Raw genomic sequence first — 17,674 nt, forward strand, 5'->3', positions numbered from 1 at the left:
CAGGGGGCGGCCCGATGTGCTCCGCCCGCGCCCAGGGGGCGCATAGCCCTCCCGCAGAGGGCCCCCACCCACCGCCGCTGAGGGCGGGCGAGTCGGCGGGCGGGGCGCAGGGCAGAATGGGGCCGGACTAGCGAAGGAGACTTACGTGGCCATCCGCGTCCTACTGGTCGACGACCAGCCCCTGCTGCGTACCGGCTTCCGGATGATCCTGGAGGCGGAGCAGGACCTCGCGGTCGTGGGCGAGGCCGGCGACGGCTTGCAGGCCCTCGACCAGGTGCGGGCCCTCCAGCCCGACGTGGTCCTGATGGATATCCGTATGCCCCGGATGGACGGCGTCGAGGCGACCCGGCAGATCACCGGGCCGGGGCGGGACGGACCGGCGAAGGTGCTGGTGCTGACGACCTTCGACCTCGACGAGTACGTGGTGGAGGCGCTGAAGGCGGGCGCCAGTGGCTTCCTGCTGAAGGACGCCCCGGCCAACGAGTTGGTGCAGGCGATCCGGGTGGTCGCCGCGGGTGAGGCGATGCTCGCGCCGAGCATCACGCGCCGGCTGCTCGACAAGTACGCCACGCATCTGCCCTCGGGCGACGAGCCGGTTCCGGACACCCTGCACACGCTCACCGAGCGCGAGGTGGAGGTGCTGAAGCTGGTGGCGCGGGGCCTGTCGAACGCCGAGATCGCCGCCGATCTGTTCGTCAGTGAGACGACGGTGAAGACGCACGTGGGTCATGTGCTGACCAAGCTGGGTCTGCGCGACCGGGTGCAGGCGGCGGTGTACGCGTACGAGAGCGGTCTCGTGCGCCCCGGCGCGCAGTAGGGCGCGGCGGGGACCCGGCCGGGTTCATACACGAAGAGGGCGCCCCTTCTGAGGAAGGGGCGCCCTCTTCGTGTGTGCGTGTGTCCGTCAGCCCTTGCTGAGTTCCCAGAAGCGGAACACGGTGGAGGCGTCGAGGCAGTACTCGAGGCCGTAGACGTTGTCGCGGACGACGGCGTACTGCTTGGCCTGCCAGACCGGCAGGACGGGGAGTTCCTCGGCGACGATGTCCTGGAGGCGGCCGAAGTCGTCGTTGGTCGCGGTGCGGTCGCTCTCGGCGGCGGTGCGCGGGATGAGCGTGCCGGTGATCGCGTTGTTGCTGTAGTTGTTGCTCAGCACGTTGCCCTTGCCGAAGAACGGGGCCGTGAAGTTGTCGGCGTCCGGGTAGTCCGGGATCCAGCCCTTCACGTACACGCCGTACTTGCCGGCGGCGACGTCCTTCTCGTACTGGTCGAACGCCACGGACTGGACGTCGGCGTCGAACAGGCCGCTGGCGTTGAGCTGCCCGGCGATGGCCTTCAACTCGTCGTCGGTGGCGGGGCCGTAGCGCGACGGGGTGGACCACAGGGTCAGCTTGACCTTGTCGGTGATGCCCTCGTCCTGGAGCGCGGCGGCGGCCTTGGACTGGGAGGGGCGGGCGCCGTAGGTGTCGAAGAAGGCCGTGTTGTGGCCGGCGATCCCGGCGGGGATGATCGAGTACAGCGGGGTGGCCGTGCCCTGGTAGACGTCCTTGATGAGGGCGTCACGGTCGATCAGGTAGGCGATGGCCTTGCGGACGCCGAGCTTTCCGGTGACCGGGTCGTCCATGTTGAAGACGAGGTGCTGGACCTCGGCGCTGCTGCCTTCGACCACCTCGACGCCCGAGTCGTCGCCGGCCTTCTCGACGTCGGCGATGGCGCCCGCGCCGAGGCCTCGGTAGGCGATGTCGACCTCGTTGGACTGGAGGGACTTCTTCAGGGAGTCCTGGTCGCCGTGGAAGAACTTCAGCGTGACGCCGTCGTTCTGCACCTCGGCGGTGCCCTTGTAGTTCTCGTTGACCGAGAAGACGGCCTCGCTGTCGTCGAACTTGTCGAGCTTGTACGGGCCGGAGCCGACCGCTTCGCCGTCCTTGCGCAGGCCGTCGGCGTCGTACTGGTCCTCGTCGACGATCGAGCCGGCGCCGGAGGCGATCTTGCTCGGGAAGGTGGCGTCGGGGGTGTTCAGCCGGAAGACGACCTTCTTGTCGTCCGGCGTCTCGACCTTGTCGAGGGTGGGGAACATGACCGCGGGGCCATCGGGGTCATTGATCTTCAGCATGCGGTCGAAGGAGAACTTGACGTCCTTCGAGGTGAGTTCGTCACCGTTGCTGAACTTGAGCCCGTCCTTGAGGGTGCACTCGAACACCGTGGCCCTCGTGTCGGAGAAGCCGCACTGCTCGGCGGCCTCGGGCTGGGGTTCGGTGGCGCCCTTGGGGAAGCTGAGCAGCGACTGGAAGACGTTGTTGAACAACAGCCAGGAGCCGGGGTCGTAACCGGAGGCGGGGTCGGTGGCGAGGACGTCGTCCGACATCCCCATGACCACCGAGGTGCTGCTCCCGCCGGTGTCCCCGCTCTCGGTTCCGCAGCCGGTCAGCAGGCCGGAGGCCAGCCCTGCCACGACGGGCAGGACCGGCCACTGGTTGCGCATGTTCACTTACGAGTGCCTTGTCGTCGATTGGGAGGAACCCGGGCCTCGTCCCGGTTCCCGGGCCGTACCCGGTGCCCTGGTCGGGGCGCCGGGCATGGAGAGACGTCAGCCGCTCACGCCACGGCCGAGCTCCCACAGCTGAAGGGTCGAGGAGGAGTTGAGGGCGTACGCGGAGCCGGTGACGTCGTCACCGGCCGCGACGAACTGCTTGCCCTGCCACAGCGGGATCACGGGTGCGTCGCCGGCCACGATGTCCTGAATCTCCGTCAGGCTGTTGGCGGCGGACAGCCGGTCGGCCACGCGGCGGGACTCGGGGATGAGGGTGTCCCGGATCGTGCTGTTGGCGTACGGCGAGCCGAGGAAGTTGTCCTTGTCGAGGAACGGCGCGAGGTAGTTGTCGGCGTCGGGGAAGTCCGGGAACCAGCCCATGCCGTAGACGTCGTACTCGCCCTTCTGCTCGGCGGGCCGGAAGGTCGCCCAGGGGGTGCCCTCGATGTCGACGTCGAACAGGCCGCTGTCGTTGAGCTGCTTCTTCAGCAGCTCGAACTCCTTCTTCGTGGCGCTGCCGTAGTGGTCGGTGGTGTAGTGCAGCGTCAGCTTCACCGGGGTGGTGACGCCGGCCTTCTCCAGCAGCGACTTGGCCTTGGTGACGTCCGGGTCGCCGTAGCGGTTGAAGAACGAGTTGGAGTGGCCGGTGATGCTGGCGGGCACCAGCGAGTACAGCGGCTCGGCCTGGGAGCCGTAGACCTTGGAGACGAGCTCGCCGCGGTCGATGATCTGGGCCATCGCCTGGCGGACGGCCCTGCTCTTCACGGTCGGGGCGTCGGTGTTGAAGGCCAGGTAGCGGATCTCCAGGCCGGCCAGGTCGACGAGGTCGATCTGGTCGTCGGAGTCGGAGGACAGCTTCTGGATCTGCTCGGGCGACATGGTGCGGGTCATCAGGTCGATGTCGCCCTTTTCGAGGGCGGTGCCCATCTCGTCGGCGTCGGCGAAGTTGCGCAGTTCGACCTTGTCGTTGTTCACCTTCAGGCTCCCCTTGTAGTGGGGGTTCTTGGTGAACACGGCGGAGACCAGCTCGTCGTTCTTGACCTCGGCCTGGAGGGTGTACGGGCCGGAGCCGTCGACCTCGAAGCCCTCGCGGAGCTCGCCCTTGGAGTAGATGTCCGGGTCGACGATGCCGGCGACCGGGGTGGACAGCTTGAACGGGAAGGTGGCGTCGGCCGTCCTGAGGTGGAAGATGACCTCGCGCTCGCCCTGGGTCTCGACGGTGTCAATGGTGGACAGCAGGGCGAAGACACCGCTGTCGGCCTTCATCGCGCGGGCCCGGTCAATGGAGTACTTCACGTCCTCGGCGGTGACGGGGTCGCCGTTGGAGAACTTGAGGTCCTTGCGCAGGGTGCAGGCGTAGCGTTCGTTGCCGCTGTCGGTGAAGCCGCAGCTCTGGGCGGCCTCGGGCACCGGTTCGCCCTCGCCGCGCGGCTGGATCATCAGCGTCTGCACGGTCTGGCGCAGGATGTTCCAGGTGCCGACGTCGTAGGCGAAGGCGGGGTCCAGCGGTGCGGGAGCGTCCTTCGAGGCAGTGAACGCGTCCGTGGTGCCGACGACGATTCCCTCGCCGCCGTCGCTGCCGCTGTCGGTTCCGCCGCAGGCGGCGAGAACCGGCGCGAGCAGACCGATGACGGCCGGCAGCACCAAAGTCTTACGGTTCATGCTCGGGTTTCTCCAGCTGTCGACTCCGTGTACCCGGCATGCAGGGGTGTCGCGGCGGATCACGGGGGTAAGTGCGATGTTCTCGCGACGAGGTTAGTCCGCGCCCGCAGGAGGGTTTGAAGCGACCGGAGTTGAGGGCCCATCACGGAGCGGAACCGGGTGCGAACAGAAAGAAAGGCTGACCCTGGAAGGATTCGTGCACCGTTCCATCAATCGGGACACAAGGGTGCGCTCGCGGCCCGTTCGGGCGGGCGCGCGGCACAGCGCGGGATGACTGTCGACCCCCCGAAGAGTGGCGAACGTCACAAACGGAACGGTACTGGCCGAGTATCGGAATTCAGCCATCCGGTGGTGCGAATTTCCTTGCGGAATTCGCGCGTTATCGATGTTGCACGCTGGGTGAACGACGCGTTCATTTGTGTTGTCAGGCGGCCATCAGCCCACGCAGAAATGCCAGATCGACCTCTTCGAGGGAGCTCACCACGGTGCGCCGGGCGGCCGGCGCGATGGGGGCGATCGACGGTACGGCCACCACCTGGCAGCCGGCGGCCTCGGCCGCCGCGACTCCGGTGGCGGTGTCCTCGACGACCGCGCATCTGGCGGGGTCGGCGCCCAGCCCGCGGGCGGCGAGCAGATACGGGTCGGGGTGCGGCTTGGTGCGCGGCACCTCGTCACCGGCGACGGTCAGCGCGAAGTGCTGGGGGCCGAGCGAGGTGAGCACGCGGTCGATGATGCGCCGGTGCGAGGCGGAGACCAGGGCCGTGGGGATCTCGTACGCGGCCAGCTCGGCCAGCAGCCGGGCCGCTCCCGGCATCAGGGGCAGGGTGAGGTCGATGCGGTCCTCGAAGCCCTGGTTGAGCAGGACCGTGAGTTCGGCGAGCGTGATGTCGGCACCGGTGGCCTCGATCAGGAAGCCCGCGCTGCGGGTCATCGGGCCGCCGACCACGACATGGCGCCAGGAGTCGTCGAGGGTGTGACCCAGGCCGGAGAACACCTCGACCTCGACGTCCCACCAGAAGCCCTCGGTGTCCACCAGGGTGCCGTCCATGTCGAGCAGGACGGCCTGAAGGGCCGAACCGTCGGCCGTACGGGTTACTGGCGCGGGGACCGTGCTGGTCATCCTGGCGCACCTCCTTGAGGGGCGGACAGGCCGGCTCCCACTAAGGGAACCGGCCTGCGGTGGACCGTCCAGTGTACGACCTGCGGCGACGATGCGCCTGGTTTGACCGCTGTGCCTCCGGGCACACCCTCTACCCCGGCCCGGAATGCGCCGGAGGGCGGCTCAGCGTGCGTTGAAGTACTTCGCCTCCGGGTGGTGGATGACGATGGCGTCCGTGGACTGCTCGGGGTGCAGCTGGAACTCCTCGGACAGCTGGACGCCGATGCGCTCCGGCTGGAGCAGGTCGGCGATCTTGGCCCGGTCCTCCAGGTTCGGGCAGGCGCCGTAGCCGAGGGAGAAGCGGGCGCCGCGGTACTTCAGCGCGAACATGTCCTCGATGTCGGCCGGGTCGTCCCCGGCGAAGCCTAGCTCGGAGCGCACGCGCGCGTGCCAGTACTCGGCGAGCGCCTCGGCCAACTGCACCGACAGGCCGTGCAGTTCGAGGTAGTCGCGGTAGGCGTTGGCCTCGAACATCCGGGCCGTCTCCTCGCCGATCCGCGAGCCCACGGTGACCACCTGGAGCCCGACGACGTCGGTCTCGCCGGACTCCTGCGGGCGGAAGAAGTCCGCGAGGCACAGCCGGCGGCCGCGGCGCTGGCGCGGGAAGGTGAAGCGGGTGCGTTCGTTGCCGTGCTCGTCGAGCAGGATCAGATCGTCGTCCTTGGAGACACAGGGGAAGTAGCCGTAGACCACGGCGGCTTCCAGCAGGTTCTCCGTCTGGAGCTTGTCGAGCAGTCCGCGCAGCCGCGGACGGCCCTCGCTCTCGACGAGTTCCTGGTACGACGGCCCGTCGCCGGTGCGGGTCTCCTTCAGACCCCACTGGCCCTTGAAGAGGGCGCCCTCGTCGAGCCAGGAGGCGTACTCCTTGAGCTGGATGCCCTTGATGACGCGGGTGCCCCAGAACGGCGGCTCGGGGACCCGGTTGTCGATGGCGACGTCGGAGCGGACGTGTCCTTCCTCGGGGCGCTCGTCCAGTACGGCCGTGGTGGCGGCGCTCTTGACGCGGCGCTGCTTGAGCTCGGGCAGCTGCACGCCGGGCACGCCCCGCTTGACGCCGATGAGGGCGTCCATCAGGCGCAGGCCCTCGAAGGCGTCGCGGGCGTAGCGGACTTCGCCCTCGTACAGCTCGTGCAGGTCCTGTTCGACGTACGCGCGTGTGAGGGCGGCGCCGCCGAGGATCACGGGGTAGTCCGCCGCGAGGCCACGCTGGTTGAGCTCCTCCAGGTTCTCCTTCATGATCACCGTGGATTTCACCAGCAGGCCGGACATGCCGATGACGTCGGCGCGGTGCTCCTCGGCGGCCTCCAGGATCGCGGAGACGGGCTGCTTGATGCCCAGATTGACCACGTTGTAGCCGTTGTTGGACAGGATGATGTCCACGAGGTTCTTGCCGATGTCGTGGACGTCGCCGCGCACGGTGGCCAGCACGATGGTGCCCTTGCCGTCGGCGTCGGACTTCTCCATGTGCGGTTCGAGGTGGGCGACGGCGGCCTTCATCACCTCGGCGGACTGGAGCACGAACGGCAGCTGCATCTGGCCGGAGCCGAACAGTTCGCCGACCACCTTCATGCCGTCCAGCAAGGTGTTGTTGACGATGTCCAGGGCGGGCGTGTCCTGGAGGGCCTCGTCGAGGTCGGCCTCCAGGCCGTTGCGTTCGCCGTCGATGATGCGGCGCTTGAGGCGCTCCTCCAGCGGCAGGGCGGCCAGTTCCTCGGCCTTGCCTGCCTTCAGCGACTTGGCGGTGGCGCCCTCGAACAGGGCCATCAGCTTCTGGAGGGGGTCGTAGCCCTCGGCGCGGCGGTCGTAGATGAGGTCGAGGGCGGTGGTGACCTGCTCGTCGTCGAAGCGGGCGATCGGCAGGATCTTGGAGGCGTGCACGATCGCCGAGTCCAGGCCCGCCTTGGAACACTCGTCGAGGAAGACGGAGTTCAGCAGGATGCGGGCGGCCGGGTTGAGGCCGAAGGAGATGTTGGACAGACCGAGGGTGGTCTGGACGTCCGGGTGGCGGCGCTTGAGTTCGCGGATCGCGTCGATGGTGGCGATGCCGTCCCCCCGGGACTCCTCCTGACCGGTGCAGATGGTGAAGGTCAGGGTGTCGATGAGGATGTCGGACTCGTGGATGCCCCAGTTGCCGGTCAGGTCGTCGATCAGCCGTTCGGCGATCTCGACCTTCTTCTCGGGGGTGCGGGCCTGGCCCTCCTCGTCGATGGTCAGCGCGATCAGGGCGGCGCCGTGCTCCTGCGCGAGCTTGGTGACCTTCGCGAAGCGGGACTCGGGGCCGTCGCCGTCCTCGTAGTTGACGGAGTTGATGACCGCGCGGCCGCCGAGCTTCTGCAGGCCGGCCTGGAGAACGTCGACCTCCGTGGAGTCCAGCACGATCGGCAGGGTGGAGGCGGTGGCGAAGCGGCCGGCCAGTTCCTCCATGTCGGCGACGCCGTCCCGGCCGACGTAGTCCACGCACAGGTCGAGCATGTGCGCGCCCTCGCGGATCTGCTCGCGGGCCATCTCCACACAGTCGTCCCAGCGGCCCTCCAGCATGGCCTCGCGGAACTTCTTGGAGCCGTTGGCGTTGGTGCGTTCGCCGATGGCCAGGTAGGAGGTGTCCTGGCGGAACGGGACGGTCTGGTAGAGGGAGGCGGCGCCGGGCTCGGGGCGGGGGCTGCGCTCGGTCGGGCTGAGGTCGTGGACGCGTTCGACGACCTGACGCAGGTGCTCGGGGGTGGTGCCGCAGCAGCCGCCGACCAGGGAGAGGCCGTACTCGCGGACGAAGGTCTCCTGGGCGTCGGCGAGCTCGGGGGCCGTCAGCGGGTAGTGGGCGCCGTTCTTGCCCAGCACCGGCAGGCCCGCGTTCGGCATGCAGGACAGCGGGATGCGCGAGTGGCGGGCCAGATAGCGCAGGTGCTCGCTCATCTCGGCCGGGCCGGTGGCGCAGTTCAGGCCGATCATGTCGATGCCGAGCGGCTCCAGCGCGGTCAGCGCGGCGCCGATCTCGGAGCCGAGGAGCATGGTGCCGGTGGTCTCGACGGTCACCGAGACGATCACCGGCACGTCCACGCCGAGCGCTTCGAGGCCGCGGCGGGCGCCGAGCACGGCGGCCTTGGTCTGGAGCAGGTCCTGGGTGGTCTCCACGAGCAGCGCGTCGGCGCCGCCCGCGACCAGGCCCTCGGCGTTGCGCTGGTAGGCGTCGCGCAGCGTGGTGTACGGGGCGTGGCCCAGGGTGGGCAGCTTGGTGCCGGGGCCCATGGAGCCCAGCACCCAGCGGTGGCGGCCGTCCTTGGCCGTGTACTCGTCGGCCACGTCGCGGGCGACCCTGGCGCCGGCCTCGGAGAGTTCGTGCACGCGCTCGGGGATGTCGTACTCGCCGAGTGCGGAGTGGTTGGCCCCGAAGGTGTTCGTCTCGACGCAGTCGACGCCCACCGCGAAGTACTCGTCGTGGACGGAGCGGACGATGTCGGGGCGGGTGAGATTCAGAATCTCGTTGCAGCCCTCAAGGTTCTCGAAGTCCTCGAGTGTGGGGTCCTGGGCCTGCAACATGGTGCCCATCGCTCCGTCGGCGACCACCACACGGGTGGCGAGCGCCTCGCGGAGCGCGGACACACGGGTCCGGCTGTCGGCGGAAGGGGTCGGTGGCAACGAGGCCATGTAAGGGCTCCCTGGAGTGCGACGGCTGTCGGCTTTGCACCCATCACGGAACTGTCCGCGACGGGCGCACGCGGCCAGCGTAACCGGGACCGGCGAGAAGTGGTCGGGCAGTCCACGGGGCGGGACGAGGTAGGCGCCCCGGGTCGATGTCCGGGCCGGGGTGCGTCGATCGCGGCGCACGGATGGCGACCGACCATTAGCGAAGGGTCGGTAACGACCGGTAGTGTTCGACATTGCCGAACGGCGGCAGCGACGTCGCGAGGTCGACGGTCGAAGGGGACGGAGGCAGTACGGCGATGGCACGGAACATCCAGTCGCTCGAACGGGCGGCCGCGATGCTGCGGCTCCTCGCGGGCGGCGAGCGACGCCTCGGCCTGTCGGACATCGCCTCGTCGCTGGGCCTCGCCAAGGGCACCGCCCACGGCATCCTGCGCACCCTCCAGCAGGAGGGCTTCGTCGAGCAGGACGACGCCTCCGGCCGCTACCAGCTGGGCGCCGAGCTGCTGCGCCTGGGCACCACCTACCTGGACGTGCACGAACTGCGGGCGCGGGCCCTGGTGTGGACGGACGACCTGGCCCGCTCCAGCGGGGAGAGCGTCTACCTGGGCGTTCTGCATCAGCAGGGCGTCCTGATCGTGCACCACGTCTTCCGCCCCGACGACAGCCGGCAGGTGCTGGAGATCGGCGCCATGCAGCCGCTGCACTCCACCGCGCTGGGCAAGGTCCTGTCGGCGTACGACCCGGTCGCGCACAGCGAGGCGATCGAGGCCGACCGCAAGGCCTTCACCGACCACACGGTGTGCGAGCTGGACCGCTTCGAGCACATCCTCGACATGACACGCGCGCGGGGCTACGCCGCCGACGTGGAGGAGACCTGGGAGGGCGTCGCGTCCGTCGCCGCCCCCATCCACGACCGGCGTCGCATGCCGGTGGGCTCGGTCGGCATCACCGGCGCCGTCGAGCGGCTGTGCCGGGACGGCGAGCTGCGGCCCGACCTGATCGCGGCGGTGCGGGACTGCGCCCGCGCGGTGTCGCGGGATCTGGGCGCCGGGCGGTTCTGAGCGCCGGCGCGGGCGCCTCCGGGCACCCGGAGACGGAAGAGCGGGCACCCGGAAGCGTGGGAGCGGGGGCCAAAAGCGGGAGAAGGGGCTGCCGGGGCGTCGTAGGACGTTCCGGCCGTCGGCGTTCGCCCGCGTCATGTGGCGCCCCACGGGTTGCCATATCGATAAAGCAACACAAACAACAACGATCGCGCATTCGACGACAGAGCTCTTGACGCATCCCTCACACCGGGGCAAGACTCCCGTCCATCGGTCGGCATTGTCGAACACCTACCGGCAATACGCGCTAGAGTGTGACAGTGCCAAGGGCCGGCATCGCCCTCACCCCCGAGGGCAACGCGAACCACCGGAGGGACCCGGGGTTCGGCTTCCCCTGGACGAAGGACAAAGGAGTCGCGGGTGTCCAGCTCCGACATCTTCATCGGCGAGACCATCGGTACCGCCATACTCATCCTGCTCGGCGGTGGCGTCTGCGCCGCCGTCACGCTGAAGGCCTCCAAGGCCCGCAACGCCGGCTGGCTCGCCATCACCTTCGGGTGGGGCTTCGCAGTGCTCACGGCGGTCTACACCTCGGCGCCGCTGTCCGGCGCCCACCTGAACCCGGCCGTCACCGTCGCGCTCGCGATCAAGGACAGCGACTGGAGCAACGTCCCGACGTACTTCGCCGGACAGTTCCTCGGCGCCATGATCGGTGCCGCCCTGGTCTGGGTCGCCTACTACGGCCAGTTCCACGCCCACCTCACCGACAAGGAGATCGTCGGCGGTCCGGGCGCGCAGGCCACGGCGGCCAAGGCCGTCGAGGCCCAGGAGAAGGGCGCGGGACCGGTCCTGGGCATCTTCTCGACCGGCCCGGAGATCCGGAACGTGGTGCAGAACCTCGCCACGGAGATCATCGGCACGGTCGTGCTGGTGCTCGCTGTCCTCACGCAGGGCCTGAACGACAGCGGCAAGGGCCTGGGCACCCTGGGCGCCCTCATCACCGCACTCGTGGTCGTCTCGATCGGTCTGTCCCTCGGCGGTCCGACCGGCTACGCGATCAACCCGGCCCGCGACCTGGGCCCGCGCATCGTGCACGCCCTGCTGCCGCTGCCCAACAAGGGCGGCTCCGACTGGGGCTACGCCTGGATCCCGGTGGTCGGTCCGCTGATCGGCGGCGCCATCGCGGCAGGCATCTACAACGTCGCCTTCGCCTAGAGAACCGAGCTTCACCCGTTCGAGTGAGAAGCACCGAAACTCTCAGCGCGCGCCGTACGTAAAGCCCCATAACCACGGACTTCCAGGAGCACACAGTGACCGACGCCCACACCGCCGGCCCCTTCATCGCCGCCATCGACCAGGGCACCACCTCCAGCCGCTGCATCGTCTTCGACCGGGACGGCCGGATCGTCTCCGTCGACCAGAAGGAGCACGAGCAGATCTTCCCGAAGCCGGGCTGGGTCGAGCACAACGCCACCGAGATCTGGACCAACGTCCAGGAGGTCGTCGCCGGGGCCATCGCCAAGGCCGGCATCACCCGTGACGACATCAAGGCCATCGGCATCACCAACCAGCGCGAGACCACCGTGCTGTGGGACAAGAACACCGGCGAGCCCGTCCACAACGCGATCGTCTGGCAGGACACCCGCACCGACGCGCTGTGCAAGGAGCTCGGCCGCAATGTCGGGCAGGACCGCTTCCGCCGCGAGACCGGCCTGCCCCTGGCCTCCTACTTCGCCGGTCCCAAGGCCCGCTGGCTGCTGGACAACGTCGAGGGCCTCAAGGAGCGCGCCGAGGCCGGCGACATCCTCTTCGGCACCATGGACACCTGGGTCATCTGGAACCTGACCGGCGGTGTCGACGGCGGCGAGCACGTCACGGACGTGACCAACGCCTCCCGCACCATGCTGATGAACCTGCACACCATGGCGTGGGACGAGAAGATCGCCGAGTCGATCGGTGTGCCGCTCCAGATCCTGCCCGAGATCCGCTCCTCCGCCGAGGTCTACGGCGAGATCACCGGCGGCAAGCTGGGCGACCTGCTCGGCGGCATCCCGGTCGCCTCCGCGCTCGGTGACCAGCAGGCGGCCCTGTTCGGCCAGACCTGCTTCGCCGAGGGCGAGGTCAAGTCGACGTACGGCACCGGCACCTTCATGGTGATGAACACCGGTGACAAGATCATCAACTCCTACGCGGGCCTGCTGACCACCGTCGGCTACAAGATCGGTGAGCAGCCGACGGTCTACGCCCTGGAGGGCTCGATCGCGGTCACCGGCTCGCTGGTGCAGTGGATGCGCGACCAGATGGGCCTGATCTCCACCGCCGCCGAGATCGAGACGCTCGCGCTCTCGGTCGAGGACAACGGCGGCGCCTACTTCGTGCCGGCCTTCTCCGGTCTGTTCGCCCCGCACTGGCGTTCCGACGCCCGCGGTGTGATCGCCGGTCTGACCCGGTACGTCACCAAGGCGCACCTCGCGCGCGCCGTCCTGGAGGCGACCGCCTGGCAGACCCGGGAGATCGCCGACGCCATGGTCAAGGACTCCGGCGACGAGCTGGTGGCCCTCAAGGTCGACGGCGGCATGACCTCCAACAACCTGCTGATGCAGACCCTCTCGGACTTCCTGGACGCCCCCGTGGTGCGCCCGATGGTCGCCGAGACCACCTGCCTCGGCGCCGCCTACGCCGCCGGTCTCGCCGTCGGCTTCTGGTCCAGCACCGACGAACTGCGCGCCAACTGGCGCCGGGCCGCCGAGTGGACCCCCCGCATGGACGCGGAGACCCGCGACCGTGAGTACAAGAACTGGCTCAAGGCCGTCGAGCGGACCATGGGCTGGATCGAGGACGACGAGAGCTGAACGGCCCTCGCCAGCTCTCGAACTCTGATGAGGAGTAAGAACCCGAAATGACCAGTCAGACCACCTTGCAGTCCGTGCCTGCCCTGGGGACGCACCCGGCGTCCGGCTCCCAGCCGAGCCGCGCCGAGACCCGGGAGCAGCTTGCCAAGGCGTCGTACGACCTTCTCGTGATCGGCGGCGGCATCCTGGGCATCTCCACCGCCTGGCACGCCGCGCAGTCCGGCCTCAGGGTGGCTCTGGTCGACGCCGGTGACTTCGCCGGCGCCACGTCCTCCGCCTCCTCCAAGCTGCTCCACGGCGGTCTGCGCTATCTCCAGACCGGCGCGGTGAAGCTGGTGGCGGAGAACCACTTCGAGCGCCGTGCGGTCTCCCGTCAGGTGGCCCCCCACCTGGCGAACCCGCTCACGTTCTACCTCCCCGTGTACAAGGGCGGGCCGCACGGCGCCGCGAAGCTCGGGGCGGGCGTCTTCGCCTACTCCGCGCTCTCCGCGTTCGGTGACGGCGTCGGCCACCTCCTGTCCCCCGCCAAGGCGGCGCAGGACGTGCCGGAGCTGCGCACCGACAACCTCAAGGCCGTGGCCGTGTACGGCGACGACCAGATGAACGACGCGCGCATGGCGCTGATGACGGTCCGCGGGGCCGTCGAGGCGGGCGCGGTCGTGCTCAACCACGCCGAGGTCACCGGCCTGCGCTTCACCAAGGGCCGGGTGACCGGCGCGGACCTGAGGGACCGTGTGTCCGGTGACGAGTTCGGCGTGAACGCCCGTCTCGTGCTGAACGCGACCGGCCCCTGGGTCGACCACCTGCGCAAGATGGAGGACCCGAACGCCGCGCCGTCGATCCGGCTGTCGAAGGGCGCGCACCTGGTCCTGAAGCGGACGGCGCCCTGGAAGGCGGCGCTGGCGACCCCGATCGACAAGTACCGCATCACGTTCGCCCTGCCCTGGGAGGACATGCTGCTGCTCGGCACCACGGACGAGGAGTTCGAGGGCGACCCGGCGGACGTCGCGGTCAACGACAAGGACATAGCCCAGATCCTGGACGAGGCCGCGTTCTCCATCCGGGACCAGCAGCTCGACCGTGATCTGATCACGTACTCCTTCGCGGGTCTTCGGGTGCTGCCCGGCGGCCCCGGTGACACGGCGAAGGCCAAGCGCGAGACGGTCGTGACCGAGGGCCGGGGCGGCATGCTGTCCGTCGCGGGCGGCAAGTGGACGACCTTCCGCCACATCGGCCGCACGATCATGAAGAAGCTGGAGTCCCTGCCGGGGGCCCCGCTGGGCGACGACTTCGAGCCGATCGCGTCGCTGCCGAAGAAGCTGCCGCTGCCGGGTATCGCCAACCCGCGCGCGGTCGCCCACCGGTTGCTGACCGACCGCCCGGCGCCGGGTCCGCGGATGGCGGCCGACACCGCCAAGCACCTGGCCACGCACTACGGTTCGCTGGCCTTCGACATCGCCCGTATCGCCAACGAGAACCCGGAGCTGGGCGAGCGTGTCCACCCGGACGCTCCGGAGATCTGGGCGCAGGTCGTCTACGCCCGGGACCACGAGTGGGCCGAGACGCAGGACGACGTGCTGCGCCGTCGTACGACGCTGACGATCCGCGGTCTGGCCACGGACGACGTCCGGGCCAAGGTGCAGGACCTGCTCGACAAGAAGTGACCTCGCGGGTGCCGTGAGAGGATTCCGCCGGATGGACCTCTCCCGGTGCCGGGTCCGGCCACTCCCCTGACCATGCCGGACCGATCGAGGGCGGCCCCATCCGCACGGGGGCCGGCCACACCGGAAGGGGCGGCTCCGCGCCGATGGAGCCGCCCCTTTCGTATGCCTCGGTCAACGGCGAGATCACGCGCACATAATGGTGTGAGTGATCGGATGTCTCTCGCGACGTCCTGAACGACAGGGAGGGCCGGCCATGGCAGTCACCGACGAGGCGATCGAAAAGATCAAGGGCATGATCGTCTCCGGCGCGCTGCGCCCCGGCGACCGGCTCCCCAAGGAGAGCGAGCTCGCGGCCGACCTCGGGCTGTCCCGCAACTCGCTGCGGGAGGCGGTGCGTGCGCTGTCGCTGATCCGGATCCTGGACGTACGGCAGGGCGACGGCACCTACGTCACCAGCCTGGACCCGCAGCTGCTGCTGGAGGCACTGAGCTTCGTCGTCGACTTCCACCGCGACGACACCGTGCTGGAGTTCCTCGCCGTCCGTCGCATCCTGGAGCCGGCGGCCACCGCGATGGCGGCCACCCGGATCAGCGAGCAGCAGCTGGACGCGCTGTCGAACCAGTTGGACAAGCTCGGCGACGCCCCGTCGGTGGAGGAACTCGTCGCCTGCGACCTGGAGTTCCACCGGGGCATCGTGCAGAGCTCCGGCAACTCGGTCCTGTGCTCGCTGCTCGACGGTCTGTCCGGGCCGACGACGCGAGCCCGGATCTGGCGGGGCCTGACGCAGGAGGACGCGGTGAGCCGGACCCTGCGCGAGCACCGGGCGATCCTGGCGGCTCTGCGCGACCGGGACGCGGAGGCGGCGCGGTCGTGGGCGACCGTGCACGTCGCGAGCGTGGAGCAGTGGCTGCGCTCCAGTCTGTGAGCCGGACACAGCTCGGATGACTGCGGGGTGTTCCGGGGTGGCGAACGGGGCAGTGATCCGTTCACGCCCCCATGCACGGGGGCTGCGGGCGCCCCCGCCGCACGCCGTAAGGTTGGTTCGTCAGGCGAGGGCACGTCGGAAGGAGGCGCTGGGTGATCGAGCTCGAGGGGGTTCCCGAGCTGATCGACCCGGTCATGGTGGCCGCGTTCGAGGGCTGGAACGACGCCGGCGACGCCGCCTCCACCGCGGTCGCGCATCTGGACAGGGAGTGGAAGGGCGAGGTGTTCGCGGCGCTGGACGCCGAGGACTACTACGACTTCCAGGTGAACCGTCCCACGGTGTGGATGGACGAGGGCGTCCGCAAGATCACATGGCCGACGACGCGGCTGTCGGTGATCCGGGTCGGCGGCGAGAAGCCGCGTGATCTCGTGCTGGTCCGGGGTATCGAACCGTCCATGCGCTGGCGCTCGTTCTGCAACGAGCTCCTCGGCTTCGCGCACGAGCTGGGCGTGGAGCTGGTGGTCATCCTGGGCGCCCTGCTCGGTGACACCCCGCACACACGTCCGGTCCCGATCAGCGGCACCACGTCCGACCCGGATCTGGCCCGCCGGATGGATCTGGAGGAGACCAAGTACGAGGGCCCGACGGGCATCGTCGGCATCCTTCAGGAGGCGTGCACGCACGCGGGCGTTCCGGCGGTGTCGCTGTGGGCCGCCGTGCCGCACTACGTCTCGCAGCCGCCCAACCCGAAGGCGACGCTGGCCCTGCTCAACCGGCTGGAGGACCTGATCGACGTACGCATCCCGCTGGGCGAGCTGCCCGAGGACGCGCGCGCGTGGCAGGTCGGGGTGGACCAGCTGGCCGCGGAGGACAGCGAGGTCGCGGAGTATGTGCAGGCGCTGGAGGAGGCCCGGGACACCGCGGAGCTCCCGGAGGCGTCGGGCGAGGCCATCGCGCGCGAGTTCGAGCGGTATCTGCGGCGCCGGGACGGCGGCCCGTCGGCGGGCGACCGTACGCGTCCGCCGATGCCCCCGAAGCCGGGCGGCAAGGACGACAAGGACGACGACGAGGACTCGTCGGAGGACTGAGGCCGCGGGAGTCCGGCCGAGGGCGGTGCGCTGTGTCGGGCACCGCCCTCGGCCGTCACTCGGTCACACGGGTCACGCCGGCACCGAGATCACGTCGTACGTCGTCTCCGGTGTCGGGGTGGTGGTGAAGCGCGCGTTGGGCAGGTAGAGGCGGCCCTGGTACGCGGCCACCGTGGTCGGTACGTCGAACCGCGGGTCGGTGATCCGCCGCCGGAAGGCGCCCCTGCGGCCGTCGGCGGCGAGCCGGAACACGTCGATCGCGTTCTGCCGGTTCTGCACGACGTACAGCGTCCGCCCGATCAGCAGCAGTCCGTCGCCGTTGGTGAGCGGGGCCGCGTCGCCGAGGTCGACGAGTTCGGTGACGCCGGTGCGCGGGTTCACGCGGTGCAGGCCGCCGACCCCGGACTGCACGACGAGCAGTGCGGAGCCGTCGGGGGCGGCGGTGATGCCGTTGGCGTTGACGACTTCGCCGGGGACCTGGCTCCAGGCGCCGCTCAGGGTGATGGTCACGACCTTGTCCGGATCCGGCAGTTCACCGTGCCGGCCGAGCGGCAGGGCGTACAGCGCGGGCTGGAAGGAGTCGGTGAACCAGGCCGTGCGCGGGGTCAGGAACACGTCGTTGACGAAGGTCGGGGTCGCCGTGGTGAGGACGTACGAGGCGAGGATCTCGCCGGTTCGGGCGTCCACGACCCGCGCGCCCTGGCCGCGTCCGGCGACGAACAGGCGTCCGTGCCGGTCGAGTTTGAGGCCGACGGACGGGGTGCCGGGTCCGGCGGAGACGATGCCGCCCGCGCCGGTGCGCAGGTCGGCGCGGTAGATCGAGCCGTCGCCGAGGGAGCCGAGGTAGGCGTACGGTCCGGCGCCGACGGTGATGCCTTCGGGGCGGAAGCCGTTCGGGAGGTGGATCACCGTGGGCCGGTTCTTTCCGGCCGCGGTGGCGGGGGTGCCGGCGGTGCCGACGAGTGCGGCGCCCGCGGTGGCGGCGCCGGCCGTGAGGAGTCTCCGGCGGGTGGGGTGAGGTGCGAAGGAGCGGTGTTCGGGGGCCACTGTGCGTCCTTCCGCGAACAGGACCGGCCGTCGGCTGGTCCAACGGTCAACTGACTCCCCCACCCCAC

Annotated in this window: 12 protein-coding genes; 7 read left to right on the forward strand and 5 right to left on the reverse strand. The window is 69.6% G+C overall.

Annotation, left to right across the window (positions count from 1 at the left end; translation table 11 throughout):
• Positions 1-145 precede the first annotated feature (145 nt).
• Positions 146-817, forward strand: coding sequence for a response regulator transcription factor (locus ACIQWG_RS28465; RefSeq protein WP_093909075.1), 672 nt, complete (start codon positions 146-148; stop codon positions 815-817).
• An 87-nt stretch (positions 818-904) separates the two neighbouring features.
• Here ACIQWG_RS28465 and ACIQWG_RS28470 read toward each other — a convergent pair whose 3' ends face one another.
• The 4 genes from ACIQWG_RS28470 to metH all read right to left on the reverse strand — a co-directional run bounded on the left by ACIQWG_RS28470 (position 905) and on the right by metH (position 8,990).
• Entirely contained in the window at positions 905-2,485 is a 1,581-nt protein-coding gene (locus tag ACIQWG_RS28470) for an ABC transporter substrate-binding protein (RefSeq protein ID WP_404100867.1), read from the reverse strand.
• A gap of 99 nt (positions 2,486-2,584) precedes the next feature.
• Positions 2,585-4,189, reverse strand: a complete 1,605-nt coding sequence (locus tag ACIQWG_RS28475; RefSeq protein WP_404100869.1) for an ABC transporter substrate-binding protein — start codon at positions 4,187-4,189, stop codon at positions 2,585-2,587.
• A 424-nt stretch (positions 4,190-4,613) separates the two neighbouring features.
• The gene (locus ACIQWG_RS28480; protein ID WP_404100871.1) at positions 4,614-5,309 is read right to left on the reverse strand and encodes an HAD family hydrolase; all 696 of its coding nucleotides are present in this window, start codon (positions 5,307-5,309) and stop codon (positions 4,614-4,616) included.
• Between the two features lie 162 nt (positions 5,310-5,471).
• A complete protein-coding gene (gene metH / locus ACIQWG_RS28485; RefSeq protein ID WP_404100873.1) occupies positions 5,472-8,990 on the reverse strand; it encodes a methionine synthase in 3,519 nt (1,172 codons plus the stop codon).
• Between the two features lie 296 nt (positions 8,991-9,286).
• Here metH and ACIQWG_RS28490 point away from each other — a divergent pair, with 296 nt between their 5' ends.
• From ACIQWG_RS28490 to ACIQWG_RS28515, 6 genes are all read left to right on the forward strand, one after another.
• Positions 9,287-10,051 carry an IclR family transcriptional regulator gene (locus tag ACIQWG_RS28490; RefSeq protein ID WP_404100875.1) on the forward strand — a complete coding sequence of 255 codons (765 nt, stop codon included), beginning with the start codon at positions 9,287-9,289 and terminating at the stop codon, positions 10,049-10,051.
• A gap of 399 nt (positions 10,052-10,450) precedes the next feature.
• On the forward strand, positions 10,451-11,245 hold the full coding sequence (locus ACIQWG_RS28495; RefSeq protein WP_404100877.1) for an MIP/aquaporin family protein: 795 nt from the start codon (positions 10,451-10,453) through the stop codon (positions 11,243-11,245).
• A gap of 95 nt (positions 11,246-11,340) precedes the next feature.
• On the forward strand, positions 11,341-12,882 hold the full coding sequence (glpK, locus tag ACIQWG_RS28500; RefSeq protein ID WP_404100879.1) for a glycerol kinase GlpK: 1,542 nt from the start codon (positions 11,341-11,343) through the stop codon (positions 12,880-12,882).
• 47 nt (positions 12,883-12,929) lie between these two features.
• A complete protein-coding gene (locus ACIQWG_RS28505; RefSeq protein WP_404100881.1) occupies positions 12,930-14,546 on the forward strand; it encodes an FAD-dependent oxidoreductase in 1,617 nt (538 codons plus the stop codon).
• A gap of 253 nt (positions 14,547-14,799) precedes the next feature.
• The gene (locus ACIQWG_RS28510) at positions 14,800-15,471 is read left to right on the forward strand and encodes a FadR/GntR family transcriptional regulator (RefSeq protein WP_404100883.1); all 672 of its coding nucleotides are present in this window, start codon (positions 14,800-14,802) and stop codon (positions 15,469-15,471) included.
• A gap of 152 nt (positions 15,472-15,623) precedes the next feature.
• Complete coding sequence (locus tag ACIQWG_RS28515; protein WP_404100885.1) at positions 15,624-16,559, forward strand: PAC2 family protein; 936 nt, start codon at positions 15,624-15,626, stop codon at positions 16,557-16,559.
• A gap of 72 nt (positions 16,560-16,631) precedes the next feature.
• Here the strand turns inward: ACIQWG_RS28515 and ACIQWG_RS28520 are convergent, their stop codons facing one another.
• Positions 16,632-17,606 (reverse strand): SMP-30/gluconolactonase/LRE family protein, encoded by a 975-nt coding sequence (locus ACIQWG_RS28520; protein ID WP_404100887.1) that lies wholly within the window; start codon positions 17,604-17,606, stop codon positions 16,632-16,634.
• Between the last annotated feature and the right edge of the window lie 68 nt (positions 17,607-17,674).

Source organism: Streptomyces sp. NPDC098781 (genome assembly GCF_044759995.1).
Classification (GTDB): domain Bacteria; phylum Actinomycetota; class Actinomycetes; order Streptomycetales; family Streptomycetaceae; genus Streptomyces.

Bases quoted from the DNA above. Each gene is read 5' to 3' on its own strand.
- ACIQWG_RS28490 (WP_404100875.1), top strand. From the start codon at position 9,287: ATGGCACGGAACATCCAGTCGCTCGAACGGGCGGCCGCGATGCTGCGG.
- metH (WP_404100873.1), bottom strand. From the start codon at position 8,990: ATGGCCTCGTTGCCACCGACCCCTTCCGCCGACAGCCGGACCCGTGTG.
- ACIQWG_RS28475 (WP_404100869.1), bottom strand. From the start codon at position 4,189: ATGAACCGTAAGACTTTGGTGCTGCCGGCCGTCATCGGTCTGCTCGCG.
- ACIQWG_RS28480 (WP_404100871.1), bottom strand. From the start codon at position 5,309: ATGACCAGCACGGTCCCCGCGCCAGTAACCCGTACGGCCGACGGTTCG.
- ACIQWG_RS28505 (WP_404100881.1), top strand. From the start codon at position 12,930: ATGACCAGTCAGACCACCTTGCAGTCCGTGCCTGCCCTGGGGACGCAC.
- ACIQWG_RS28510 (WP_404100883.1), top strand. From the start codon at position 14,800: ATGGCAGTCACCGACGAGGCGATCGAAAAGATCAAGGGCATGATCGTC.